Genomic DNA, 25,346 nt, shown 5'->3' on the forward strand with positions numbered 1-25,346 from the left:
TAGCCCATAGGAATCCACCAAAAGGATATGGGGAAAATAACAATGTCCACGCCAAACCGCGAGCGCTGGAAGAACAACGGCGTATTTTCCCCGAAGCCGGAAAACGTGGTGCGCTTTTTAGCCGGCTGGATCCTGCTGTCGCTCACCGTGCCACCCTTCTTCCGCTATCCGGTACTCGAGTTCTGGCTGCTGCCGCTGGGGGTGGGCTACCTGCTGCTATTGCTCTTTTTGCCACGGCTGTGGATCTACCTGCTGCCACTTTGCACCGTCGTTCTCGGCCTGGAACCACTGACCGGTCGCGTGCTGTTCAATGAACTCGACTTCCTGTTCCTGCTGACGGTCAGCGCGGGGCTGATGTATCACCGCTTTCGTTTGCAAGTCTATCGCCCCACGCCGGTCATCGCCCTGTTGGCGGGCTTGCTCGCCATTGTGTCGTTGAGCTTTCCCGCCTGGCACGCCTTTGTCGCGCCGCCGGGGCCCCTGTACAGCAATCCGGTGCTCACGGAGTACTACGGCTATGCCGTTGCCAAGGGCATGTTCTGGGCCCTGCTGCTGGTCCCCATGTGGGGGCACGCGCTGGCCACCAACAAGGGAGCGAGCGTCGACGCGCTGGTACGCGGGCTGTCGCTGGCCGGCATGGCCGTGTTGCTGAGCCTGCTGTCGGGGGTCGGCCCAATGGCGGAGGCCGCCAGGCCGATCGACCCGATGCAGCCCCTCATCCCCCTGCTGGTCTCCGCAACGCTCCACGGGGCATACCATGGCCGTGGCGCGACGCGCTGGCTGGGGGGGCTTGGCACCGCCAGTCTCATCGGCGCGATGCTGGTTTTGGGCGATGCCCTGGTGATGGTGGGCGCGACGGTCGCCGCCGCCCTGTACCTGTTGCTGGAGGGTCGCGCGCAACTGCGCCGGCAATGGCGCCTGCCCCTGGCGCCGCGTACCGCCTTTCTGTCCCTGGCCGCGGCATGTCTCGCCATAAGCCTCGGAGTACTGCTGCTCGACCAGGGGCGCGAGCTGTCCATGGCCGAGCGCTACGAGCGCTGGCAAGCGGCATTTAGCAACAGCGGGCCATTGATGGCCGGCTCCGGAGCTGGACGCGCCGCCCTGCACTACGTGAATGCCGCTCCCTCGAGCCACCTTTCCCCCAGCGACTTCCTGGTGCACAACAATTCTCCGCGCAGCGTCATTCAATTGCCCGCCAACCCCGCGTTGCGTATTGGCCAGCGCTTGCGCATTCAGCCACAGACCCCCTACAACCTGATTTTGAGCGCGCGTTCCGCCAGCGGGGGCACGCTCGCGTTGCGCCTGTGTAACCGCGGGCTCGCCGGGCAAGTCGACAGGCAGGCGCAGTGCGCTTTCGCAAACCTCACGGTGCCCGCAGATCCCGGGGAATTCACCGCGCTGGACCTGGAACTGAACTCGTCGAACGTGGGCGGCACGCCGAATCTCAGTCTCTGGCCCGCGGAACTAACCGTGGCCAACATATCCGACAGCGGCGCGGTGGAAATCGACTTTATCGCGCTCACGCTCAACGACATCAATCGCCTGCGCAACAGCTCGTTTTCAGACGGGTTCGATCACTGGTTTTACCTTGACGCACCGGAAAACTATCCCGGACAAACGCGCAATATGTACCTGCAGTGGATATTGGAGTACGGGTGGCTGGGCCTGGCGCTGATGCTGGCCATGATCGCAATGCTGGTGCGCAATTCCGTTCAACCGCATGCCAGGCGGTCCCTGGCGCCGGTCTACCTGAGCGCGGTTTGCGCGCTGTGCCTTTACGGCCTGGTGGAGAGCCCCCTGATCAGCGCCAGAGTCTCATGGCTGTTCCACTTCTTCCTGTTCTCGGGCATCGCGGGGTTGCGCCTGGGAAGCCGGGAAAGACAAGCGCAACAGCGAAGCCTTGCCGTTTAACCGGGGCGACTGCGGGTATCAACCAGGGCATTCATGGCGCGCGCCAACTTCGCAACCCCGGCTTTTCGCGAGGATTGGGCAACCGCCTCTTCCGCGGCGATACCGGCGGTCCGATCACGCAAGCGGGCGACAAACTCCACCAGCCCGCTGGCAATAGCCTGCGCATTATCCAGCGGTACAATACTGTCGATGCCGGCCTGCCTCAAGGCCGACGCGGTGTCTCCAGCGCTGTCGGTCAGCGCCAGGACAGGCTTTCGAGCGCGGAAATACTCGTAAATCTTGGCCGGGATCTGGTGATTGCAATTGGCCGCCTGGAACACGAGCAGGCCGTCGGCCCGCAGCAATTCACCCAGGGCTTCCCGGTACGGCAGGGCTGGAGCCAGCTCCACCATATCCTCGATATCCAGTCGCCCCAGCATCGGCTCGAAGACAGAGCGGTGGCCAGGCGCGCGCAGGCGCACGCGCACCGACCCGGCATCAATCAAACCCTCCCGCTTCAACATCGACAGTGCGGTAAAGAACGGCTCCGGATCGCGCTCCTGCGGATAGATCACGCCGCTGTGCAACAGTAGCAGGCAATTGCCGCGCGACGGCTCGGGCTCCGGGCTTGCCGCCACATCGCCCTCCACCTCGTCGAAAATACGATGATCATAGCCGTTGGGAATCACCAGGAAGCGGTCCTGCGGCAGCTCGGGGTAACGCTCCCGGTACATGGCCGCGGCGCTCGGCGTGGTGAATACGGCAAGACTGCAATGGCGCATGGCCCGTTTCTCTATCCAGCGATAGACACGGCGCTTGCGCGGCTCCGGAGGGTAGTCGTCCTCGGTCATCGAGTCCCGAAAGTCCACCACCCACGGCAGGCCGCTGACCTTGTGCAGCCCGAGACCAATGAGATGGGCCGTGGCGATCGGGTAGGTCGACCAGATGATGGACGGGCGGTATCGCCGCAACAAACGCCAACCGCAAACCAGCCCCCCGACAGCCCAGCCTACCCAGCGGTCGGGCAGGGCCAGCCAGCCGGGATACCACCCCCGAACCTTGAGGTGCCGGGCGGTATCCATCGCCCACGCGCGCTCGACCACGGTGCCCTCGGGAATGTCGTTCAGCTGGTTGTCGCTGGTCCGCGGATACGCGCGGGGCGCGGCCGACAACACCAGCGGCCGCCAGCCGTTTTCGGGGAGATAGGCCGCATTCGCCAGGGTACGCTGCAAGCCACTGCTGACCTGTACCGGCGGAAAGTGGAAAGCGATCAATAGCACCGACTTCACAGCGCACGCACCCAGTTCGCGGTGGCTTCGTTGGCACTGTTCTCGCTGGCGGAGGCCGCGAAGGTATGGTCGGCCTCGGCGAAATCACAACGCCGCGCCCGATCGCTGGCCATCACCTTGCGCAAGCGCCGCGAGCGCCCGAGGGCATCGGCAAATTCAGCGGCAGTGAGGTCCCGGCCGCTCAGTAACAACAGTAATTTACCCGGGAAACGCACCAATGCATCCTCCATCGCCCCAACCAGGTCATCGGAAATACCGGCTGACTCCAGCGCCTGTCCGCGCGGGGAGGTCTCCGGCGCCTGCGTTTGCCGCTGCGCGCCCCCCGGTCGCCGGGACCTGAGGAAATTGGCCAGCAGCGATTTCAGCGATTGAACAACCCCCACTTCCCCTCGCAGCAAACGACGCCAGAAGCCACGGTTGAACAGACGCGCGGTGTAGTAATGCCTGATAAAGGCCCTGGCCTGGCCCTGTTCCGAGTGCACCCAGGGGTTGGCCAGCGCGAGGCCGCTAACCCGGCGGTCGTCGACGGCGTAACAGGCTGCCGCCGTGGCACCGTCACAGAGCCCCCACAGGACGACGCTTTTCATCTGCGGCAACCGGGCGAAAAACTCGTCCATGGCGGCACCGATATCGCGCGACACGTGCTGAAACCCGCGGAAATTCCCCTCGCTGTCCCCCATCCCCCGATAGTCAAAACGCATGGCGGGGATACCCGCCGCGGCCAGGTGCCGGGCAAGATTGACAAACTGCCGGTGGGCTCCGACACGGTACTGCGGCCCGCCAACGACAATGAGAACCCCGCGCTCAATCCCCCGCGGAGGCCGATGGATAACGCCGAGCAGGGTATCGCCGTCGCATTGAAACGCGACGCCTTGCTCGTCACTGCAAGCAACTCCTCCCGGGATGATCGGCCCGTTGCCGGCACTGGCCGCTGTCGCCGGCGGACACAGTTCCGCGGTACGCTGGACCAGTTCCGGCGCCATACTGATTTCGGTGGTGGCCCAGAAGCTCTCGCCTGGCAGCGATTCCGCCTCGACGCCCACCCCCGCGGCTTGCCAGGCCGCGATGACTTTTTGCTCGACCGGTGTGCACCCGCCCCCGGTATTGCGTACCGAGAGCCAATGTACCTGCTGGCCGGCGCCAGGCGCCATCGCCGGCATTTCCAGCGCGGCAAGCTCCAGGGCCATGCGCGACGGCAAGGTATATCCGGCCACCCGGACCGAATCCCCGGCATCGAGCTTCGCCATCAATTGCGACACCGACTCATCCAGTCCGCGCATCCGCCGGGCGGCCACCCGCAGGCGAAGAAACTGCTTGAGATACTGCGCCCCACTGGTGACGGGCTGCCATAGAATCAGGGATTGCACCGACTGCCCGAGCAACGCCGCTGCGTCCAGGGCGAGCAGGCAACCCAGCCGAAGCCCCCAAAGACGGACCTCGACGGCATTGGCGGCGCGGAGTGTATTGACGAGATAGACGATTTCATCGCGCCAGGTGGACCAACTGGCCTTGGAAAACTCACCCTCACTGTCGCCGGTGCCGTGCAAGTCGGGTACCAGCACATGCCAGCCCTTGGCCGCCATGCCCCGCGCCGCCGCCGCCACCATGGGCCGGCTTTTGTTCATTTCCTCGCAAAACGCCGGCACATGCACCACCCAGCGCGCGGGAAGATCATCGCGCCCGGGAAGGTAGAGTGTGGAAAACAGCTTGCCGGCAGGGCCCGCCAGTTGACAGGTGGTGACAGGCATGGCGATCCCCGGGCACCGCGTGTGTCAGCTAGCCTTGCTCGCTACAAATTCGTGCAACTGGCCAATAGACTGGAATATATCCGCACTGACTTCGTCGTCTTCGATAGTAATGCCCAGGTCTTCTTCCAGGGCGGTGAGCACAGAAACCACCGCCATCGAATCAAACTCCGGTACCTCGCCCAGCAGGCCACTCTCGGCGGTCAAGGCATCGGTACGATCCCCCAATTGCAGGACGTCGCCAACGATGCGTTTGATATCCTCAAGTGTAACCATCCTCAATCTCCTGTAATATCGAGCAGGCGCTTTCCGGGGCGAAGGCCCTGTCAAACCACGGGATGATAGCACCACGCCATGAAAGAAATAAATGATCTGGAAGCAATGGACAATGCTCCACAACCGGGGTCGGGCGCTTCTGTGAACCAGTTCCAGTTTCCCGCGATCGCCGGTTGCTTGCTGCCCGGGGGCACCGCGGCCCAGTTGCCCCTGTCGCGGCTCTCTGGTCACGCCGCGCCCGCATTCACCCAGCGGCAGGCTGGCAAGCTGGCGCTGGCCTCGACCGGCTCCTGCGCAAGCGACATCGGCGGCCTGGGCCTGGCCCTGTGCGGCAACCCGCGACTACCCGCCTCTTGCGCCACCTCCATCGAGGATACCCTCCACGCGCTTGCCGCGCGCTTTCAAAGCGACCGGGACCGCTTCCTCGAGGGTGTTGGCGGCGACTACTGCCTGAGCGTTGTTGATCCGGCGAACAATAGCGTGACCCTGGCGGTGGACAAATACGCGTCCCACCCGCTCTACTTCACTTGCGGTGAAGACGGCGTTGTTCGATGGTCGAGCCTGCCCACGCTGCTGCTAGACGATGACGGCTTCGAGGCCACCGCCGATATCCAGGGCCTGTATAACTATTGCTACTTCCACATGGTGCCCGGCCCCGGCAGCATCTTCCGTGGTATCGGCAAACTGCAGGCGGCCGAGGTTGTGCGCATTGACGGCTCGGGTATCCACAGGCAGCGTCACTGGGAGCCGGATTTCAACCGCCCGCGGAAAGTGAGCGACTACCAGCGAAACTGCGGGGAACTGCGCGAGCGGCTTCGCGCCGGGGTGCGGCGCTGCATGGCGGCCGACATGAACACCGGGTCCTTCCTGAGCGGCGGCCTCGACAGCTCCACGGTCACCGGTTTCCTGGCCGAGGCCACCGGCGGCAAGGCCCCCGCCTTCGCCATCGGCTTCGACGCACCAGGCTACGATGAAATGGCCTATGCCCGCACGACCGCGCGCCACTTTGGCGTAACCCTGCATGAATACTATGTAACACCCGACGATGTGGTCGAGGCCCTGCCGCTGATTGCCGGCAGCTTCGAGGAGCCCTTTGGCAACTCTTCCGCCCTGCCGGCCTATTTTTGCGCCCGCGTCGCCCGCAATCACGGCATCGACTGCCTGCTCGCGGGTGATGGCGGCGACGAGTTGTTCGCGGGCAATGAGCGCTACGCCCGCCAGAAAGTCTTCTCGGTATATCACCAGCTTCCGTCTGTATTGAGAAACCAGCTGCTCGAGCCGGTATTGCGCGCGCTGCCCGCGAGCACGCCCCTGGCGGGAAAAGCCCGCAGCTATGTCGACCAGGCCACAACACCACTCCCCGACCGCCTGCAAAGCTACAACTTCCTGCACCGGCACGATCCCGGAGAGCTGTTCGGCAGCGATGTACTGTCACGGATTGACACCAACCAACCACTGGAACTGCTGCGCGCGATCTATCGGCGGCCTGCGAACGCGACCGAGCTGGACCGCATGCTCTACCTCGACTGGCAGATCACGCTCGCCGACAACGACCTGAGAAAGGTCAGCCACACCTGTGCCCTGGCAGGCATCGGCGTGCGCTTTCCGATGCTGGATGACGACCTGCTGGAGTTTTCCTGCACACTGCCCGACGACTGGAAGCTGCCGCGACAAAAGCTGCGGCAATTCTACAAGAACGCGCTGGCCGACTGGCTCCCCCAGGAGACACTGCGCAAGAAAAAACAGGGGTTCGGACTGCCATTTGGGGTGTGGATGCAGGAATACGCTCCCTTGCGCGAGCTGGCCTATGACACCCTGCTACAGCTCAAACGACGGCCGCTGTTTCGCCCCGAGTTCATCGATAACACCATCGAACTGCATCGCAGTCGTCACGCGGCCTACTATGGCGAACTGGTGTGGATTCTAACGGTGCTGGAGCTGTGGATGCAGAGCCATGGGGTCGATTTCTAGCCTACCCGTCCCGCCCGGCATCCACCAAGACCTCCGGCCTGCGTGTGCGGGAACAGTGAATCCATGGAAAGCCCGGCAGGAAAGCCAGCTGCCAGCCATTGTCGCCCGTGCTCAGATAGCGATTGCCGATACACAGGAAGTATGCGCGCCCCACTCGCCGCGCCCCCATCGACCGGTGGGCCTTCAGTGACTCGGCGTTGAATCCATCGATGCGGCTGGCGCTCCAGTGGATTCCCCTATTGCGCATCCAGTCATCCGCCGCGTCCCACAGATACAGAAATGTTCTGCCAAGTCGATACTTCGGGTGTATGAAGACATCAAAATCCCAGGCCGACTCGCCTTCGGGCGCGGGTACAAAGCGACAGCGAACTTCATCTTCATCGTAGCGGCCGGGCACGATCCATATACAGCCGGCCGCCTGTCCGTCCCCGGCAAAGGCGACAAAACACACCGCGCCCTGGGCATAGCGTGAAGCGACTATTTTTTCCGAGCGCGGAAACCACTGGGCCTGGTATTGGGACTGGGGCACAACCTCGACACCAAGGCCCCTGGACGACGCCTTCCGCGGAAGCCTCGGCGAATCCGCAACCGCTTGCACCACCAGCCAGTAATAGCGAATGGAGACGCCGGGAATCAAGCGCCGTAGCGCGCGCGTCAACAGGTACAGCGCCCCATGGCGCCGGCCAGGGACGGGAATGGTTCCGTTGCGATGCTCCGGGCGGGATTGCTTGCGCATAGCGACCTTCATTACCTCGACGACACCTGGCACGCGGAAGCCGGAGGCTGCTCCCCGGGCCCGAGCAACCACAGCATGTTCCTGTTCACACCGTTGACCAGAACCAGGCGATCATCCAGCACCGCCAGCCGCCCGAAAGTACCGACACCGGCCTCATCCCCCGGGTCGCCGTCGGTCTGCAAGGCGTGCCAGCTTCCCGTATCGATATCGTAGCGAATCAACTCCGCCCCGGCGTGCCACAGAAAGATGGAACGCCGCCACCTGGCCACGCCGAGATAGCGCTCGTCGACGATCGAGGGCGGGTCGGCAATATCCTGCCAGGTTTTGCCGTAGTGATTGCGGGATTGCCAGGCCGCCATGCCATCACCGAATACGAAAAACCGGTCCGTCTCCGGATCGTAAACCATGCGCTTTCTAGCGTTGAAGCCGCCGCGCTGTATCTTGCCGACCCACTGGTCGCGCTTGATATTGAACACCCCGTACCCACGCGACGATGCCTGGTAGAGGTAACCATCCACATGGACAAGGTTCGTCATGATGCGTTCGAGCCCCGACTCCGGAAACGGCTGCCATTCCCCGCTGGCCAGATCGAGCCTCCAGTTCACGGGGCCGTCGCCCAGGTTGCCATGCGACCAGATCGAACCGCCGCTGCGGTACAGGAAAGCGTCGTCCGCCGCGAGGCCGTTGTAACTGTGGATGGCGGCCGGCGCGCCATCCGGCAAGGTGGTGCACCGGCTATAGCGGCACCGGCCAGCGGGGGACTGGCAGTAGCCATCGGGACAGGCTCCAGGCTCCCAGACGGGCGAGGGTTCGGTCACGCGGCGCCAGCGCCCGCAGCCATCCACCGACAGTACGCCGTTGTGGGCGCCGTCGCCGTGACCTCCGCCCGTGACGTACAGCCTGTCACGCGACACCGCGCCCCCGCTCCAGGCATACTGGATCGCCCCCCAGCTATTGCCCGGCTTGCGCCCGTCCCGATCGCGCCACTGTTCGTCGACCCCGGGATCGAAGACACTGTCCATTGCAGAGTCGGGCACTTCAAACCAGCTCCACCGGGCCCCCTTCGCCGGTTCGGCGCCCAGCGCGCGGGGCAGGGAAAAAACAGCGAGGGCCAGCCACCCCAGACAGAGCCCGCGCAGCAGTCGATTACCTGTCAATTCGCACTCTCTCCCGACGTCATCGTGACCCGGTATTGCGCCCACTCCCAGCGGCGAATCCGTCGATACAGCACGCGAAGGCGGTCGTTGGTCGCCACATTGACGAGGTCGGTGCTCAAACTCTTGAGCCGGAACAGCCGGATTTTCCCCGCCAGGGTACGCGCCAGTCGCTCTTGCCCCATATCGCGCGCGAGATCCGCCAGCTCACGCGCGAAAGGCAATGCGAAATGGTTTGGCACCTTCAGGCGGCGGGCCTCGGAGTAGTCCGTCAGATCGGGAAGGGCCGCACTGTGCAGGGACAACAGCCCGAGCGCCAATCGCGTCCGCAAACACTTGGAACAGTTGCCGCAATTGCTGTCGGTCCGCGCCCAGCAAACCTGCAAATTATCCAACAGATCCTGGTGCTGGCCGAGAAACCGCGTTTTATCGACTCGCAAAGCCTGGCAGCCGTGGTGGATGACCTCCCGGCCCCCACCGCCCCAGAGCGGATCGGTCAGCGGATGACTTCCCCAGGGATGCAGTGAGTCCGCGGCGAAAGACGAAGGGATCAATGTGCGGCGAAAGCCCAGGGCACTGGCGATCCCCCCCAGCTCCAGCCCGTGCTGGAAATGGTGGGATATTCCACGATTCTCCGCAAACAAACGAAAGTTGCCGCTAATAGTTACCAACTGGACGCCGATACTGCTGGCCAGGGAGCGCTGGCGATCGATAAAGCGCGACCACTGCTGTTCATCGCGCCAGCCCTCGAAGCTGTTCATGGTAACGAGATGGGTGACCTGGTCGCGGTAATATCCCAGGCTGTAGGCACTATCGACTCCCGCCGAATAGAAGCACGCGCAACCCTCGCGGACCGCGTTGTCAATCTGGCTCTGCGCCCGAATGACAACCGCTTGCAGTTTCCGGTTCCAGATATGGTACATCCGCTGCAGGTCCCCGAGGCCATCGAGCAGGGCCGAGTTGACGGGCAGCGTATCGTCGAGGTGGATCTCCCTGCGGGACACCATGGCATCCAGCAGGGCAAACGCCAGGAAGGCATCTCCGGGCGTCAACAGGCGATGCTCGAGTGGCAGTGAAATTTCGACTATCTCGCCGTCGACCGAAGCCCGATAACGGCGCGACGCTTCCTCGACGCGTTCCTCGCAGTTGCCTATATTCAGAGGCCGTGGCGGGTCTGTTCGAGGTACGTCGGTCGTCATTGTTCGCTTTCCTTCCGCTGCAGCCGGGCGGCTCGTTTCAACTCGATAGAGGGAATGCGGGCGTGCGCGGCGCCGTCCTTGTCCGGCACCGGGTTGCACTCTATCAGCATGGGTTCGCCACCGTGCGACACCGCAACGTCCAGACCCGCAAAGCGCGTGTGCGGGAGCTTGCGCAGGGCCTCGCAAGCGAAGTCCCCGATCAGGTCCCAGTCGGGCAGCCGGCCCCCGGCGATGGTCTCGCCGCTGTCGAGGTGGGTGATAATGTCCCCCCGGTGAGGGGTGGATTTCAACAGTCCCGGCAGCAGGGTTCCATCGCGGCAGTCAATGGGAAACATTATCCCGCCGGCGGAACCATTGTCGACCAGGGCCCCGGCTCTCCCAACGCGCAGGTAGGCGCCGAGTACGCGCACCTCCCCGCGCTGCTGGATAACCCAAATGCGGATGCTATTGAGACTACTGCTGTTGAATCGCGAAAACTCCACCGACTGCCGCAAATACGCCTCCACCAGGAAATTGGACATCCCCCCGTTTCCGGCGTATCTGTCCACCAGTTCCCGCGCCGCGATTCGCTCGCTGGAATGCAGGATTCCCACCATCGCGGCACCATTGCGATCGAGTTCGACGTCCCCCGCCAGCACCCCCCTGCCACCCCAGCCCTCCAGGGGTTTCACACACAGGCGGCGCCCCACCTGCGTAAGCAACCACGCATCCAATGCCTCCGGGCTGCACAGGGCGCCGAACTCCCGGGCGTAGCCGGTCTCGGGGTGGTAGTGCGCCAGCATCCTCGGCGAGGGAATTTCGAGCAGTTCGTAAAGCCCCTTCTCCGCCAGCTTGCTCTGGGTCAGTTTGCGGTATGCGGGCGGGTTGAGTATGTCCACGGCACGATGAAACTGCGCGTCGGAAATGTGATGCCAGCGCTCGTGCCGGGGAAAATCCGGCCGCGCCATGCCGGCCACCACGAAATACCGGGGGCCGAGCCTGGTCCGCAGGCAGAATTCCGCCACTTCAAGCCACAACGCCGCGACAGGCCGCCGCGTCTCTCGCGCTTCGGTGGCCAGCATTCGACCGACGTTTTTGAAGGCGTTGACTATCGACATTGACTTCAAGGCGACGATGCGCGCTCCGCCTCCACGCCACTGCCAGAAACCCCGGCCCCGATCGGCAAAGACCGACGCAGCAGGCGCAGCAATTCGAGCACGCCGGACATTTCGGCCTCGAATTCAAGCTCGCTGACCGCTTCGCCATCCATAATCCGGGGTATCTCGTAACGATTATCGCCACGGCGATACAAGCCCATCGCGGTGGTCGTCGCCGAGGCGACTCCGGCCGACTCCAGCTCGGACCACATCGACCGGTCATAGATGCCGCTGGGGTAGCAGAAATGCCTCGGCTCCCTGCCTGTTTCCGCGACAATGACGGCCCGGTTGTCGGCGATTTCCCGCGACAGGCAGCTGTGACCCGCGCTCACCACCCGGTGTCGATGTGTATGCAATTCAAAACAGATACCACGACTGGCGGCGTCGGCCACCTCCTCGGCGGACATCAGGTGAAACCACCTGTCCTTCCATACCCGCGACCAATCGAGCCCGGCTTCCCGCACCAGGCTCTCAAGCAGGGCCTGGCGCTGGTCATCGTCCGGCAGCGCCGCCATCAAGGCCTCCACCCGGCTCTGTGCCTCCGCGCGCTGTTGTGGCGTGCCCAGTGGCACCGAACCGGCGGTGGCGCCGGGTATGTCGATATGCGGGGGCAGATCACACTCACCGGAAAACAGGTACTGCAACGCCACGTCCACAACCGGCCGTTGCTTCTGGCTGTAGTAGGTGGCGAGATATACCGTGGCGGGATAACCGTGCCGCGCCAGCGCCGGCACCATATGCCGATACGTGCCCACCCACCCATCGTCAATCGTGATGACCGTCGCGGCGGGAGGAATCGGGGTCGACGCCGAAACGGCGTCTTCCAGGGAAACGACCGGGTAGCCCCATTGAGCCAGCAGCTCCAGCCGCCGGCAAAAGCGCTGCGGCGACATGAACAGGTGGTTGCCGAAATGTCCGTCGCCCAGCCAAATACCGTGATAGGCGAGAATGCGCGGGCGACCCCGGGTCAGCCAACGCGCCATCCGGAACAGCCCCAGCAGTCTGGCGCAAGCAAGCAGGTTGTGTTTCAAGCTCAACGGATCTTCTCCGGGATCGATCCAGGTCAATGCCCCCATTATGGGTGCAAAGCCGGCGGTTTGCGATAAATCACAGTTTCAGCACCCGGATTCTGTCGCCGGGATCACATTCTGCTAAGCTGTATCGATGTTAGAGGTCGGTATGGCCATGACCCGATGAACAATCGCTCCACAGCAATCAGGAACCTGCCGCGGCTTGCGGCCCTCGTCGCCGGCTTGCTGTCCGCCGCCGGCGCCCTCGCCCAGGGGGCCCCCTGGGTGGGCGAGACGCTTGCGGGCGGGCCGTGCACCGGCCAACCCCAGGGCTACGGCCCCTATGACTACACCCAGCGCTTCTCCTATAGCCATGAGCTCATGCTGGTTGAACGCAGCCACTTCACCCAAAAGGTCGAGCTGTTGCAGGGGGGCTCCACCGGGAAAATCCAGGGCGACCTCGACTATACCCTGCGCGCCTGGCCCAACCACCACCGGGCGCTCAACTCAATCTCGCGATACGGCCTGGAATTCCACAGGAAGCAGCGCAGCGAACCGCCCTACTCCCCGGTGGAATGCTATTTCCAGCGCGCGCTGAACTACAGCCCCAAAGACGCCACCGCCACGTTGCTGTACGCCATCTACCTGCACAAGACCGGTCACCGCGACAAGGCGCTCGAGGCCTATGAAACCGCCCACGAACTGGCCCCGGAGAATCCGCAGGTAATGTACAACATGTCGCTGCTGCTCGTTGACCTGGGGCAGTTGGAGCGCGCAAAAAGCTACGCCACCAAACTGTACGCCAACGGCTTTCCCCTGCCGGGACTCAAGAATCAGCTACAGCAAAAAGGCGCCTGGTAGGCCCGGCCGCGGCTATCGCATGTGCCGCTCGTTCAACAGCATGCGCAGCAGGAACCGCTGCGCAGTCGCGTCCCAGGGGGTGAACCGGGGCAGCAGGTAGCGATCGCTGGCGGCGGTACTCACTCCCCAATCCGTCGTTACCGCGGCGCTGTAGCCGGCGCGCCTGACCAGGTCGGCGTGGATATCGAGAAAATCCTCCCCGCGCTTGCCATTGGGATAGGCGAACAGCCCGGGCGGACTCCCGAGCAAGGCCTCGAGATCCCTGCGCCCCTGCGCTATTTCCCACTCAGCCTCATCCGCCTCCAGCGTCGCAAGTATCGGGTGGTTGACCGTGTGGCCGCCGATTTCAACCCCCGCGGCGGCGAGCGCCTGTAGCTGCGCGCGGCTCAACATCAGGTCGCTGGGCAGCTCGGAGGCCCTGGCGGCAAGCGCGTCGACAACGGCCTGGCGCTGGGCCGGGGTGCGGTACTTGATCTCCCGGGTGATTTCCCTGATTGCCGCCCTGCGCGAGTCGATGTCGTCGACGCTGTAGTCCCCCAGGCCCAAGTCGGCGAGCTCCAGTCGCCCGGGGGGCATCCCGCGCAGGCTTTCCCTTACCGCGTCGTTCCACATCAGACCGCCATCGATAAACCGTGTGGAGACAAAGACCGTGGCCGGGACACCGTATTTATTCAGTACCGGCAGGGCATTGAGCAGATTGTCGGCATAACCGTCATCGAAGGTAACCGCGACGGCACGCCGGGGCAGCGTCCCGGCCTCGACTCGTTCGAGCGCCTCGGACAGGGGCAGCGGTGCGAAATGACTGGCCAGCAAGCGCATTTGCCAATCGAACTCGGCGATGGTTGGCGCCTGGGAAAGGAAGGGATCCCTCTCTGCCAGCACCCGGTGATAGAGCAGTATCGACAATCGACGCGGCGAATCCGTGCCCAGAACCCTGGGCAATACCGCGCTGATGAAACGCTGGCTGAAAGTGGCCATTACAGTGTCCTGCTTCGTGTTCATACAATCCACCACCGCCCGCCCACTAGCCGCGCGAAGTAGTCAGCCGCGGCTCCTCACCGGGAGCCTGCTCAACGGACAGCTCCGGCTCGCAGCGCGCGAATGAAACACTGACGATATCCGGCACGTCCAGGTCGCTGACCTGCGCTCCCCGCAGCGAAATCGCCCCGCTCTTCCAACGCCGCAGCCATACCGCGCCGAAGCGGCCAGATATCTGTGCTCCCCGAATCCCGGAACGACCGGCCTCCGAAGCGATAAAAAAGTGATCGCTAAAATTATCCGCTTCCAGCAACAGCGCCACATGATCGGGCTCGCGGCTCATGTGTAATATGCCACACAGCTCGCGACCCGGGGCAATCAATGTAGCCGCGCAGTCGGTGTGTGCCGGGACCGCCAGGCCCAGCTGCGGCGCCGGCACTTTCCTTCCATACTCCGTGGAAACCCATCCGCCCCGGGGACAGTCACTGCCCAGCAGTACACTGGCTGCCTCGCTCGTGGCCCCGGTAGCCAGTGTCGAGACGAGCGACCCGCCGGTATCTCCCTGATCGGACACTACCTGAAATCCGCCCTCTCGCCGATTCAGCTGCCAACCCTCGGCGAACTGATAGCTTACCGTCCCGCCCTCATGCCTGTCCGGCAGCAGGTCGTAGACCAGAAAGTACTCACCCGACAGGTGCAGCACGCCGCGCCGATAGCCCTTGTATCCGCCGTCCCCGTCAAACCCGGCCTCCACCAGGCGGAGTTTGTCGGCGGCAATGGCCCTGGTGGTTGTTATTCGCTCTACGTAAGCAGCCGGCCCGAAGTCCCCCTGCAGGAGGGGCGGGAACACACTTCCCCGGAGAGTCAGGGCGTTGTGCGCGCCGCGACCGCGAAAATAGTCCCGCCAGGACTGCTTGTCGCCGGCGCCCGTTTCACGCGAGCGGTAGCTGTAGGTGCCGGGGTCGACCAGCAGCGCCCTCGAATCGATCGACACCATGACCGACAGCCAGTCACTGTGCATGTGGCCGCCATGCACGGCCGCGCCCTTCGCGGGCCCGCTGCGAAACACCGTCCTTGCAGCGCTGTGTGCATCGGCAAAGACATGAATACCGCTGGCCGGGAACTGTACGAGCCCGCCTTCGGTGGGCGGCAAAGCCTCGCCGGACTGGTCGGCCGGGAGATCGGCCGGGAGATCGGCCGGGAGAGACGAGGGGGGTTCCGCCAGCCCTTCCAGCAACCAGAAACATACCTCGACAGACGCGACGTCGACGGGGGCTGGCTGCAAGGCCGGCTCGAACAGGCGGCGATACGCCTCGCGGTAAAACCCGGCGCCGGCGCCGCGGTGGATACCCAGTGGCAGTAGGTTGTCCTCGATGGCGTCCCCAATGCAACAGTCCACCAGCGATGGTCCGGCGGTATCCACCTGAACCCGCAGCATCGCCCGCAAAAGAGCCAGGAAATCCGCCGCGAGCGGCTCATCGCGAACCTGCTTTATCCGCAGGTAGATCAATGCCATGTCGAGGGCAAATTCGTGATAGTGGTGGGAGGCCTCGAAAGTCCACCCCGACTCATCGACCTGGCGGCGAAGCTCATCGAGCCAGCGCGCCTCCAGCTGCTCGCGCGACGGGGAATCCTCCAGCCAGGGCCCGAACGCGGCGCCGCAATACCAATCGGCAAAGCGGTCCGCCAACAGGTGATTATTGCTTGCCGATGACTCCGGATGCCGTTGCAGGAAGCGAACATCCTCACGCATTACGGCCATCAGCTTGACGTCGATCCGACGTGCAACGGGGTCATCGGGGTGCGCGGCGATGAACAACCAGGCCCAGTGACAGGCGAGCAGTCGCTGCAACACCAACAGCCCCGACGCGAACGCGACGCTGTTCGCCGCCCCCCCGGCGGCCCGGCACCAATCATCGATCACCGCCTCGATACGCGGCAACAGGGAAGGGTCGTGATGCGAGCCCAGTGCATGACAGGGCAGGAAAAAAAAACGATGAGGACGCAGACGAAACAGGATATCGCCGCTAACGGCCCCGCCCCAGGGATACCCCGCCTCCAGTGCGGGCCCATCAATTCCGTAGAGCGCGAGACTCTCTTCCAGGTCCGCCCTGGCCTGGTTTGCGGCGCGTTGCAGCCACCCGGGATGGCGGACTTTCGCCTGCTCCAACCAGCCTCGCATGCCGGTCACACTGTGGAAACAACGGGCAAGTGGCAGCGACTCATGAGCGCTGCTCGCGACCCGCTGTGACGGTTCCTTGCCAGATTCGTGCTTTCCGCAATCACCGCCGAGCGATTGCAAGTCCACGTCATAGCACGGCGTGAAGTCACGCTGCCGAAACGGCCACCGTCGCAGCCACCTAGCCACTCCCTGTTTCAGTGCCCAGGGTATCATGACACCGCTGAACGCCAGGTCTCCGCCTGATCACGGATGTAGGCCCAATCCTCCGCGAACAGATCGTCCACGCCGTCGAGGTCGCTGGCGACAAGCAGCGGCCGGGTGAAAAGGCGCCGACTCAACGCCTGGCAAATGCTTCGTGGATCCAGGCCGAGCCTCTGCAGGCGCCAATGATACAGGGGCCAACGCCCCTCGGCATTCAATGCGGACTGGCTGCGGGCATTGAGATAGCGCAGCGCTTTCGCCGGATAGTAGGACACACTCTGGTTGTGCCGGCGATTGCGGATCGCGTCGACGGACGGCGCCCGCCCACCGACGTAAGACTCAAGCAGGGACAGTACAAGGGGGAGATCGCTAACGATATCGCTGTGCAACAGCACAAGTGGTTCGTGAACAAAGGCCCTGCGCACCGCCTCCAACTTGGGCCGGTACATAAAGTCTTCGATTTTCAACAGCCCGCCACCCCCTACGGGCTCGAAATACTCGGGAAAAGACAGGCTTCCGCCGCGCTGGAGGTACTGGTTGTAGGAGGAGGCGATATACCCGGCGTGCTGCCGGAAACTGATAATCACGCGGGCCTGGGGGAAAAGCCGTCCCAGGTTTTCGATACTGCGTATTCGGTCGGCCGAACGGGCCCAGTTGACGCCGGACAAACCCTCCCGCGACAGCAGGTAACGCTCACCCTCCCGCATGCGGGTGAGGTACTCCAGCTTGTCCTGGGCAAGATAATTGACCCCCTTCCACAGGGGAAATACCTCCCGTTGCAGGAAGGTCGTTCCCGTTTTATGCAACCCGATATGAATGAACAGCTGAGGCATCGCCGCTTCCCTGCTAAGAACCGCTTTGGCCAGAACCCAGTCTGGCGTACTTTCTGGTAGCGGCCAACAACAATGATTCGACCCCGCTCGGTCGACCGGCACTTACCCAGCCCAACAGTATGATCACGGCATAGATGCCCACGCCAAGAACAACGCCCGCAACCAACCGGAACAAACCGGGCTCAAGCACCGCTACCAACCAATGCGCGACGCACCAGTACATCGCCATACTGGCAATGGCCGGCCGCGCAAGGACAGCGAGCACGCCGCCAAAGCCCAGCGGTATCGCCCTGGACAACACCCACCCCGAGACCGGCAGCATGAACACGGACACGCCGGCGCAGGCTATCGCCACGCCAATCACTCCGTATTCCCTGGATGCGAGATAGGCCGCGGGGAACAGGATGGCCAGCCGAAACCAGGCGACCAATGCGGAGTGGCGCTCCTTGCCCGCGACAATCAGGATATGGGTTGTCATCAAGCGGTTGATCGCACTGAACATTGCATACAGGCACAGCCAGGACATCAAGGGGATCGTTGCCAACCATTGATCGCCCAGCAATAGCGGCACGAAATCCTGCGCCACGGCGGCGAGTCCGGTGGCAATCGGAAACATCACCATCGCCGAGGCTGCCAGTACATTGCGAAAGGCCGTGGCCAGGGCCGGTGGGTCATTCGACAGTCGGGCATAGCCGGGAAACAGGCCCCTGCTTAGCGGCGTGGCGATCTGGCCGGTCACCATTTCCGCCAGATCCGCGGCCATCTTGTATATCCCCAGCAGGCCCGCATTTCCCATCCCGCCGACAATGATGGTCCCCATCCGGCCGTTGAAAAACTTGGCGATACGTATCGGCAGTATATAGCCCGCGAAGGCAAGGTAGCGCCTGAAATAGGCGAAACAAATCCGCGGGCGCCAGGGGTGAAGCAGAAAGCTGACCAGCACGTAGGCGACCGAATTGAGCACATGGCCGATGATCAGGGCCCAATAGCTTCGCAGCCACAAAACCAGCGCCAGTGTCACAATGAAAGTTATGATTCGCGTCACAACCTCCGCCCAGAAATCGAGTTGGAAATTCAGCTGCTTGCGCGCGAGCGTGATACCGATGTTGGAGGTGCCATCGATCAACGGGGCCAGCGCCAGCACATACAGAACGCCAACCAGTCGCGGGTCGCCAAAGTAGGCCGCCGCGAATGGAGCCACCGCAAGCAGCAACAAGGCGACCAGGGCGCCCTGTAAAATTTTTATGGTCCAGGCGGAATTGATATGGTCGGTATCCGGGTCCGTATCGCGAATCAGCAATTGGTCCGGACCGAGTTCGGTAAAGCTCTGCACGAAGGCAATCGCCACCATGGCCATGGCCACGATTCCAAAATCCGCCGGCGTCAGCAATCGGGCCAGGATAACGATGTTGACCATGCCGATCAGGCGCATAGTCCATTTCATGCCAATGGACCACGCGGCGCCCCTGGCAAGATGCTTGTATATGCCGTCAGTCATGGTCGTCAGTCCACCCGCGGGGTCCCACTGAGGGCTCAGTAGCGGGCGATAACATTGAAGTAAAGGTTTCTGAGGCGGCTGCGGATATCGGCCGGCTCCCGGAGACACTCGTAACCAAAGGAAGCCAGCGCGTCCCCGGCTATCTGTTCAAAGATAACCCTGTCGGAACGACGCATGGTCGTCTTCCAGGCCAGGACTTTTTCCACATTCGGCCTGCTGACCGAATTCCTGTGCCACTGAAGGCTTTCCCGGGGCACCGCTTTGTCCGCGGAGCGATGGTAATCGAGCATGCCCGGGTCGAAGGGCACGTTCAGAAACTGGCAAATGCGCCGCAACTGCTGCTCCGGCTCGAGCACCAGGTCTTCATAGCGCAGCTCCATAAACCGGTCCGCCGGCAACACCGCCCCCACTTTATGGCATACCATGGTTTGCCAGCGCCAGTCGCGGGCTATCCGCGGCAGGTTGTTCGAGCCCCAGCTAATCGCCAGCTGGGACATCGCAACATCGCGACCATCGCGCACCAGATGCACGAAACGGGCGTCTGGAAACATGCGACAAAGTACATCGATGTCCTCGGTATACGAAGGAGACTTGTCACACCACACGGACTTGCCCTGACCGACCATGTACTCACGGAAAATCTCGCGCACCAGCGCGGGGTAGGAATCGACCTCCGCGGCCTTCAGGCGCTCGATATCCACCACAAGCCCGCCTTTCTTCACCTGTGGGTGCGCGGCGATAACATCGATGAGTCGACAGCGGTTTTCCCGCTGGGACAGGTCACCGAACTCGTCCAGGCGCGGGTAAAGCTCGGTAATAAAAACGCTCTCGTGGGGGACGCAGAGCCGCCCGTGCGCATTCAGCATCAACCGCAACATGGTTGTACCGGAACGCTGGGCGCCCAGAATGAATACCGGAGCTGCTACGTCTTCACTCATCGCCGTTCCAACACTATCGATGGCCGCACGGGCCGAAGCGGCGCCGGGCTGGCCCCGGGCACGACCGCCCGGGTCCCGGGCGCGATGGACCGGGAAGCCACCGGGTCCGTGTCCCGCGTCAGCAGGGTCTCGCGATTGATACGCACCACGGCAACCACCCCGACAATGGCGTAAATCAAGTCAAAATAGGCCAGGCTGACATTGGCACCAGTGATGCCATAGCCCACCAGGGCAAGTGTCACGGCATTGCACAGCTTCACGCACCAATCGGCGCCGGCCTTCTTTGCCGCGGCGGTATTGCGCATATTGGTCCAGAAGGTCAACAACAGGATACCGAGAAAGATAGCCAGCCCCGCCACGCCGTGATCGCCGAGGACCTGGAAATACACGTTGTGCGCCGCCTTGGGTTTCAGGGTCGGCGGCACCGGCGGCGTTTCAATCGGCCCGAAAGTGGGCGTAAAGGGAGCGTAGTAGGACCACAGCCCCGGCTCGGTTACCGCGCCGAATCCTCCCCCGGTCAAGGGGTGATCCAGGGCGATCAGCGTGGAAACTTTCCACGCCCACAGGCGGCCGATAAACGAACTGTCGTCCTGGGATGCGGTCGCCACTGTCTGCTGCCGTTCTTTCCAGTCCTCCGGAGCATACTTGAACGCGACGGGAATCAGCGCCGCCGCAATCAGGGCCAGTATCAGCTTGTGCCGTGACTTCAACCAGAACGCCGCCGCGAGTATCGCAAGGCCGATAAAGCCTCCGCGCGAGTAGGTACCCACGATGCTGACCACATTGAGGAACACCAGGCCGCACAAACCCAGCCGCAACAACTTGTGCCGGGTGGTGCCGATGAGGTAGATAACCAGCGGAATGCACATATTGATCGCCACCGCGAGATCGTTGCGATCGGCAATGATGCCAGCGCGCCCGGTAATGCGGTGCCCCCCTCCGGAGAGGATGAATTTCACCGCCTCCATGGCCGCGTAGGAGGAAATCGCCAACACAATCGCCCAGATGAACGTGTGGATATGTATGTAGCTGCGCAGCACCCAGGTGATAAAAAAGAACAACAGCAGCACCTTGGCAAACTGCGCCCAATAGCTCCAGACCCACCCGGGAACAGTGGACAGGTTGGTTGCCGTCGACAACAGCGTCCAGAAACCGAACAACAGCACCAGAAAACTGAGCCCGCAAAACGCGGTCCCGCGCCGTTCCCCGGGCGCCAGCAAGAAGGACACCGCGGTAATCAGCACAATCGTGAGATTGAGACGAAAGGTCTGGGAGAAACCGAATGCCCACTCCGCGGGCGCGGTCAGTGCAATCCACACCCAGGCCGCGACGCCGAGATAGGGGCGCTTCAACGCGAACCCCGCGGCCACGAACAGGAACATGACCAGGAGCAGATCCCGCATCAGCCTGCGTCCTGCTTACTGGACCAGTAGAACAGGTAGCAAACGGCCACCACGTCCCCCAACAAGTAAAGACTGTCGATCATCGATTGATCCAGCCCGCTTTTATCGACATGGGATCGCGCCAGCCTGCGCCGGGATCGCGTATCGGCCATTCACCAACACCCCACCTCCGGCACAATTGCAAACAGCGACCCGAAACCCAGAGACAATAGCGACCGCGAACCATAAGGTAAAGCCCCGGGGCGTATTATCTCGGCCCGAATGGCGTAGCTGTGAAGTAGTACACAACCGGAGTGCGGCAACACACTCAGTCCGGCCTGCCAAGCGGCCCGATATACTCCGTCGCCACGACCACATTATCGATATACAGGACCTGGTCCCTGGGTGAACGGGCGGTGCCGCCGTGGTAGACATTGAACCAGACATCCTCGATTTTCAGCTCCGGGACGGTGCGAAACCGAAGCCCGCGCCGCTCGAACACAAGCTGCCCGTCGAGCCAGGCCCGAATAAGCCCGTCCGCCTCCCCGGGGCTGTTCAGGCGCACATGTTGCTCGACGCTGTACCATCGCTCGTTTTCCAGCAACGCGCCGCTACCGAGAGACCAGGTCCAGGTATTGCCATAGAAACTATCCTGGTCCACATGATAGACGTAACTGCCGATCGGGGTCAGCAAATCCCCGCTGCCGGGAGGCCCGGTCCGAATCGACTTGCGAAAGCTGCCGCGAGCCGACCAGCCATTGGTGCCGTTGGAGCGCCTGCTTCCCCAGCCCGCCTGGCGATAGGTGCCCGCGAACCCGGGCAGCTTTCCCCCCGAGACCGTCTGGTTCCAGCTGCTGCCAAAACGCAAATAGTAGCGAAAGTAAGCTTCTTCGGGCTCCGGCTGGTCGTGCCGTGAAAAGCGGTAGCGTATGTTCAGCCCCTTTTTCTCGCCCTCGGCTATGGTCACGGCGAGAGCGGGCCCATCGAATGCCACAAAATCCGCCGCCGCACCATTTTCTACGCGCTCGCCGGCCTTGCCATCGACAAACCAGTCCCGCTGCCAGTTCTGGCGGGAAAAGTCCTCGCTAAACACCACTGCCGGGTGCTCCGCGATACCCACATCCGCGGGATAGTCCCGCGCCAGCCCCCGCTCGCTGGCAACCACCACGCCACTCCTGGGGGCGATATGCACGTTGTAGACCTCGAGCGAGGTCGTCTTGGGGCCACTGGTTTGCACGACTTTCAGCTCGAGCGAAGCCCTGGTCACCGGGTGCCCGCGGGGCATACGGGAGAGATCGAAATACAGCAGTACCGCCTTGCCCTTACCCAGCTTCAGCCGTTTTCTGTCGCCCAGGGCCTTGCTGGTGCTGGCGTCGAGCGTTGTATCGTACACCACCGGCAAGCGGTAACTGCCCTGGCTAAGGTCTACGTTCAGCACCGGCGCATCGGCACCCGCCTCCCGGCTGGGCATGGCGAAATCGAGCCCCCCGCCGCGCAGGCGGAGATAAAAACCCTGGTTTGCCAGCTTTCGCCGGTACCAGGCTTCGACCAGTTCGGTGACATCCAGGCGCAACAGCGTGCCCTCCGCGCCACGACTCAGCGTGGCCGAGGCCCACGGCAATCTGCCCCAGGGCTCACCCGCGGCGTCGCTCCAGTCACCCAGTTTGCGGTCCCAGGGCAAGCCCGCGGAAGCCAGGGCATGACGCCGGGTGGCGCCCCCGTCGCCGTCGTTCCACTGCACATCGATGGCGAGTCCCGGAACGGGGAACAGGGACAAAACCAGGGAGACAGCCAGGAACAAAGCCCGGCCAAGCGGATTTCGTGCGGTAATTCTCATCGACGGCAAATTGACATCCATGGGTTTTGTCTATCCCTCCAGAAGCCACTATAGTCTAACGGATTTCACCTTTGCCACCTGGCAGGGGTCACTGGCTATGGAACTGGCGATACTATGAAGGCTGCGGGAATTTTTTTACTGGAAGCACTGTTGATTTTCGCGGCCTTGTTCGGCGCCCACCTGCTTGAACCCCATATCAGCTTCATTCCCAGTTTCGTTATCAGCCTGCCGGAAGTGGATTATACCGGTGAGGATTTCCGTACTGTGTTATGGCACTTCGGCTGCGTCTACCTGGTACTGCTTGCGGCAACGGCGGCCTACCTCGGCCCCTGGCGCCCCAGCGATGTTCGCCGGACGGTCCAGGAACTGTTCGCCATCGCCCTCGGCTTTGCCATTGCGTCCATGTCGCTGTTTTTGACCACCGAGATCGCCTTCGACCCGAACCTCATCGTCGGCATCGCAATTCTCGCCTCTCTGCTGGTCATATCCGCGCACCTAATCAGCGCGGCAAGCACCCACGGCGCGCCCGGCTCCAGAGTGCTGCTCCTGATCCGGGAAATACTGCGCGTGGCATTCCGGTCGGCAGGTATCGCCATTATTCTCGCCGCGCTCACGCCGGGTATTCTCGCATTCTTTTTCGTCGGCGACCGGGACTTTGCCAACACCGTGACCCGTATCCGCATCTGGTTCAGCGACAGCGAACAGGCCGCCTACCAACTCGTCGACCTGTTCCCCGGCGAGCGATTCGCACAGCCGATGCTGGTGCGCCCGCGGCCGGGCGATCCGGGCGTACTTTATATTCTCGGTCGCGCCGGCACCCTCGAGCGCATCGACTACCCCTCGGGCGAGGGCCGTAGCCTGGTCCTGGATATACGCGACAAGGTGGGCGAAGTGGAATCCGAAAACGGGTTCCTGGGCTTCGATTTCCACCCCGAATTTGCCCGCGCGGGCTCCGGCAACGAAGGCGTGATCTACGCCTACTACACCAGTGTGAAAAACGGCGAACAGGTAAACCACGTATCGAAGTTCACCTTGCGCGAGGACGCCGGGGCCAAGGTACAGACAGAAGCCCCGTTAATGGTCCTGCCCCGCGAGCCCAGCGGGTTTCACAACGGCGGCAGCGTGGCCTTTGGCCCCGACGGCTTGCTGTACCTGGCTCTGGGCGAAGGGGTTCACCCGAAGACCCACAAGGGTATCAACGAGACCTTTCGCGGCGCCATCCTGCGCATCGATGTGGACTGCCGGCACTCCGACCGCAGCCAGCCGATAACGCGGCGCCCGGCGGTGGGACAGGTGCAAGACTACTGCATTCCCCGGGACAATCCCTTTGTTGGCAACCCCGCGATTCTGGACGAGTACTGGGCGCTGGGACTGCGCAACCCCTACCGCATGAACTTCGATGCCGACGGCCGCCTCTGGGTCGGCGATGTGGGCTCCACCAAGTGGGAGGAAGTGAATATCGTAGAGGCCGGGCACCACTACCAATACCCCTTCATAGAGGGCTACGAAGCGGCCGGCCCGTCCCGGCCCGACACGGTCATTGGCACCGAGACGCCCCCCGTCCACACCTACGTACACACCGCCTATGATCGCGCGGTGATTGGCGGGATCGTGTACCAGGGCAAGCGGCACCAGGCCCTGCGCGGCCAGTACCTGTTCGCCGACAACTACTCCTCGAAGGTTTTCAGCATGCCCGCAAGCGGGCGGCGCGTCGACAGCGCGGACCATATCGCCACCGCCGACCAATTCGCCCAGCGTGGCACCAGCTCGCTGACAGAGCTCGCGGACGGTGAAGTTGTCCTGACCACCCTGGGCAGGAGCAGCACACCCACCGGGCGCGTTCTCAAGCTCTCGAGCGGCGATGCACAGGCGCCCGCCCCGGCGGCAGAGGCGGAGCCCGCGTCGACCACCGCGGCGGAAGTACACAGTATCTACATCGCCAACTGTGCCCGCTGCCACGGGAACGAGGGTCGCGGCGACGGCCCGGACGCCGGTATGCTGCCGGTACCGGTGCCGGACTTCCACGACGACGACGTCCGGGCACGGGAGAACAGCTGGTACCACAGGGTAATCGGCGAAGGCGGATACGCCGCGGGACTGAGCCCGGCCATGCCGCCCTGGGCGCATATCCTCAACGAGGCCGAAATCGACGGCCTGGTCAAGCTGATCCGGGAGTTCCAGGAGAACCCGCATGACGGCAACTGATTCACCGCGCCCGACAACCGGCCTC

At 63.1% G+C, this 25,346-nt stretch carries 20 protein-coding genes; 4 read left to right on the forward strand and 16 right to left on the reverse strand.

The genetic code is table 11. The features are described from left to right. The first annotated feature begins 42 nt into the window (after positions 1-42). Positions 43-1,911: an O-antigen ligase family protein gene (locus JYP50_RS12510; protein ID WP_206560869.1), complete on the forward strand. Its 1,869-nt coding sequence runs from the start codon at positions 43-45 to the stop codon at positions 1,909-1,911. On the opposite strand, the gene JYP50_RS12515 is transcribed toward JYP50_RS12510, so the two are convergent. Genes JYP50_RS12515 through JYP50_RS12525 form a run of 3 tightly spaced genes read right to left on the reverse strand, consistent with a single transcriptional unit; the run spans position 1,908 to position 5,200 of the window. After that, positions 1,908-3,179 (reverse strand): glycosyltransferase, encoded by a 1,272-nt coding sequence (locus JYP50_RS12515; RefSeq protein WP_206560870.1) that lies wholly within the window; start codon positions 3,177-3,179, stop codon positions 1,908-1,910. The two genes, JYP50_RS12510 and JYP50_RS12515, sit on opposite strands and share 4 nt — an antisense overlap. Beyond that, a complete protein-coding gene (locus tag JYP50_RS12520) occupies positions 3,176-4,927 on the reverse strand; it encodes a hydrolase 1, exosortase A system-associated (protein WP_206560871.1) in 1,752 nt (583 codons plus the stop codon). The genes JYP50_RS12515 and JYP50_RS12520 overlap by 4 nt, the downstream gene beginning before the upstream one ends. A 24-nt stretch (positions 4,928-4,951) precedes the next feature. Beyond that, a complete protein-coding gene (locus tag JYP50_RS12525; RefSeq protein ID WP_206560872.1) occupies positions 4,952-5,200 on the reverse strand; it encodes an acyl carrier protein in 249 nt (82 codons plus the stop codon). A gap of 141 nt (positions 5,201-5,341) precedes the next feature. Here JYP50_RS12525 and JYP50_RS21845 point away from each other — a divergent pair, with 141 nt between their 5' ends. Next, on the forward strand, positions 5,342-7,171 hold the full coding sequence (locus JYP50_RS21845; protein WP_206560873.1) for an asparagine synthase-related protein: 1,830 nt from the start codon (positions 5,342-5,344) through the stop codon (positions 7,169-7,171). A gap of 1 nt (position 7,172) precedes the next feature. On the opposite strand, the gene JYP50_RS12535 is transcribed toward JYP50_RS21845, so the two are convergent. Genes JYP50_RS12535 through JYP50_RS12555 form a run of 5 tightly spaced genes read right to left on the reverse strand, consistent with a single transcriptional unit; the run spans position 7,173 to position 12,433 of the window. Continuing rightward, on the reverse strand, positions 7,173-7,907 hold the full coding sequence (locus JYP50_RS12535) for a GNAT family N-acetyltransferase (protein WP_206560874.1): 735 nt from the start codon (positions 7,905-7,907) through the stop codon (positions 7,173-7,175). Between the two features lie 11 nt (positions 7,908-7,918). Further along, positions 7,919-9,064: a hypothetical protein gene (locus tag JYP50_RS12540; protein WP_206560875.1), complete on the reverse strand. Its 1,146-nt coding sequence runs from the start codon at positions 9,062-9,064 to the stop codon at positions 7,919-7,921. After that, the gene (locus JYP50_RS12545; RefSeq protein WP_206560876.1) at positions 9,061-10,260 is read right to left on the reverse strand and encodes a hypothetical protein; all 1,200 of its coding nucleotides are present in this window, start codon (positions 10,258-10,260) and stop codon (positions 9,061-9,063) included. Before JYP50_RS12545 ends, JYP50_RS12540 begins: the two co-directional genes overlap by 4 nt. Continuing rightward, positions 10,257-11,357, reverse strand: coding sequence for a sugar-transfer associated ATP-grasp domain-containing protein (locus tag JYP50_RS12550; protein ID WP_206560877.1), 1,101 nt, complete (start codon positions 11,355-11,357; stop codon positions 10,257-10,259). Before JYP50_RS12550 ends, JYP50_RS12545 begins: the two co-directional genes overlap by 4 nt. Positions 11,358-11,362: 5 nt before the next feature. Next, complete coding sequence (locus JYP50_RS12555; RefSeq protein WP_206560878.1) at positions 11,363-12,433, reverse strand: polysaccharide deacetylase family protein; 1,071 nt, start codon at positions 12,431-12,433, stop codon at positions 11,363-11,365. Positions 12,434-12,589: 156 nt separating this feature from the next. Here JYP50_RS12555 and JYP50_RS12560 point away from each other — a divergent pair, with 156 nt between their 5' ends. After that, positions 12,590-13,267 (forward strand): tetratricopeptide repeat protein, encoded by a 678-nt coding sequence (locus tag JYP50_RS12560; RefSeq protein WP_206560879.1) that lies wholly within the window; start codon positions 12,590-12,592, stop codon positions 13,265-13,267. Positions 13,268-13,279: 12 nt separating this feature from the next. Here JYP50_RS12560 and JYP50_RS12565 read toward each other — a convergent pair whose 3' ends face one another. From JYP50_RS12565 to JYP50_RS12600, 8 genes are all read right to left on the reverse strand, one after another. Next, positions 13,280-14,269: a polysaccharide deacetylase family protein gene (locus JYP50_RS12565; protein WP_206560880.1), complete on the reverse strand. Its 990-nt coding sequence runs from the start codon at positions 14,267-14,269 to the stop codon at positions 13,280-13,282. A 22-nt stretch (positions 14,270-14,291) separates the two neighbouring features. Continuing rightward, a complete protein-coding gene (locus tag JYP50_RS12570) occupies positions 14,292-16,553 on the reverse strand; it encodes a heparinase II/III domain-containing protein (protein ID WP_206560881.1) in 2,262 nt (753 codons plus the stop codon). A gap of 83 nt (positions 16,554-16,636) precedes the next feature. Further along, complete coding sequence (locus JYP50_RS12575; RefSeq protein WP_206560882.1) at positions 16,637-17,461, reverse strand: hypothetical protein; 825 nt, start codon at positions 17,459-17,461, stop codon at positions 16,637-16,639. 13 nt (positions 17,462-17,474) lie between these two features. After that, positions 17,475-18,959, reverse strand: a complete 1,485-nt coding sequence (locus tag JYP50_RS12580; protein WP_206560883.1) for a lipopolysaccharide biosynthesis protein — start codon at positions 18,957-18,959, stop codon at positions 17,475-17,477. Positions 18,960-18,994: 35 nt separating this feature from the next. Further along, complete coding sequence (locus JYP50_RS12585) at positions 18,995-19,897, reverse strand: sulfotransferase family protein (protein WP_206560884.1); 903 nt, start codon at positions 19,895-19,897, stop codon at positions 18,995-18,997. Next, positions 19,894-21,300: a putative O-glycosylation ligase, exosortase A system-associated gene (locus JYP50_RS12590; RefSeq protein WP_206560885.1), complete on the reverse strand. Its 1,407-nt coding sequence runs from the start codon at positions 21,298-21,300 to the stop codon at positions 19,894-19,896. Before JYP50_RS12590 ends, JYP50_RS12585 begins: the two co-directional genes overlap by 4 nt. Continuing rightward, complete coding sequence (locus JYP50_RS12595) at positions 21,300-21,452, reverse strand: hypothetical protein (protein ID WP_206560886.1); 153 nt, start codon at positions 21,450-21,452, stop codon at positions 21,300-21,302. Before JYP50_RS12595 ends, JYP50_RS12590 begins: the two co-directional genes overlap by 1 nt. A 155-nt stretch (positions 21,453-21,607) precedes the next feature. Then, positions 21,608-23,137 carry a polysaccharide lyase gene (locus tag JYP50_RS12600; RefSeq protein ID WP_206560887.1) on the reverse strand — a complete coding sequence of 510 codons (1,530 nt, stop codon included), beginning with the start codon at positions 23,135-23,137 and terminating at the stop codon, positions 21,608-21,610. A gap of 93 nt (positions 23,138-23,230) precedes the next feature. Between JYP50_RS12600 and JYP50_RS12605 the strand changes: the two genes are divergently transcribed. After that, on the forward strand, positions 23,231-25,321 hold the full coding sequence (locus JYP50_RS12605) for a PQQ-dependent sugar dehydrogenase (protein WP_206560888.1): 2,091 nt from the start codon (positions 23,231-23,233) through the stop codon (positions 25,319-25,321). The last annotated feature ends 25 nt before the right edge of the window (positions 25,322-25,346 follow it).

The organism is Parahaliea mediterranea, from assembly GCF_017255185.1.
In the GTDB taxonomy this organism is placed as follows: domain Bacteria; phylum Pseudomonadota; class Gammaproteobacteria; order Pseudomonadales; family Halieaceae; genus JAFKCZ01.

Bases quoted from the DNA above. Each gene is read 5' to 3' on its own strand.
- JYP50_RS12510 (WP_206560869.1), top strand. From the start codon at position 43: ATGTCCACGCCAAACCGCGAGCGCTGGAAGAACAACGGCGTATTTTCC.
- JYP50_RS12520 (WP_206560871.1), bottom strand. From the start codon at position 4,927: ATGCCTGTCACCACCTGTCAACTGGCGGGCCCTGCCGGCAAGCTGTTT.
- JYP50_RS12525 (WP_206560872.1), bottom strand. From the start codon at position 5,200: ATGGTTACACTTGAGGATATCAAACGCATCGTTGGCGACGTCCTGCAA.
- JYP50_RS12535 (WP_206560874.1), bottom strand. From the start codon at position 7,907: ATGCGCAAGCAATCCCGCCCGGAGCATCGCAACGGAACCATTCCCGTC.
- JYP50_RS12545 (WP_206560876.1), bottom strand. From the start codon at position 10,260: ATGACGACCGACGTACCTCGAACAGACCCGCCACGGCCTCTGAATATA.
- JYP50_RS12550 (WP_206560877.1), bottom strand. From the start codon at position 11,357: ATGTCGATAGTCAACGCCTTCAAAAACGTCGGTCGAATGCTGGCCACC.
- JYP50_RS12560 (WP_206560879.1), top strand. From the start codon at position 12,590: ATGAACAATCGCTCCACAGCAATCAGGAACCTGCCGCGGCTTGCGGCC.
- JYP50_RS12565 (WP_206560880.1), bottom strand. From the start codon at position 14,269: ATGAACACGAAGCAGGACACTGTAATGGCCACTTTCAGCCAGCGTTTC.
- JYP50_RS12575 (WP_206560882.1), bottom strand. From the start codon at position 17,461: ATGCCTCAGCTGTTCATTCATATCGGGTTGCATAAAACGGGAACGACC.
- JYP50_RS12580 (WP_206560883.1), bottom strand. From the start codon at position 18,959: ATGACTGACGGCATATACAAGCATCTTGCCAGGGGCGCCGCGTGGTCC.
- JYP50_RS12585 (WP_206560884.1), bottom strand. From the start codon at position 19,897: ATGAGTGAAGACGTAGCAGCTCCGGTATTCATTCTGGGCGCCCAGCGT.
- JYP50_RS12590 (WP_206560885.1), bottom strand. From the start codon at position 21,300: ATGCGGGATCTGCTCCTGGTCATGTTCCTGTTCGTGGCCGCGGGGTTC.
- JYP50_RS12595 (WP_206560886.1), bottom strand. From the start codon at position 21,452: ATGGCCGATACGCGATCCCGGCGCAGGCTGGCGCGATCCCATGTCGAT.
- JYP50_RS12600 (WP_206560887.1), bottom strand. From the start codon at position 23,137: ATGGATGTCAATTTGCCGTCGATGAGAATTACCGCACGAAATCCGCTT.
- JYP50_RS12605 (WP_206560888.1), top strand. From the start codon at position 23,231: ATGAAGGCTGCGGGAATTTTTTTACTGGAAGCACTGTTGATTTTCGCG.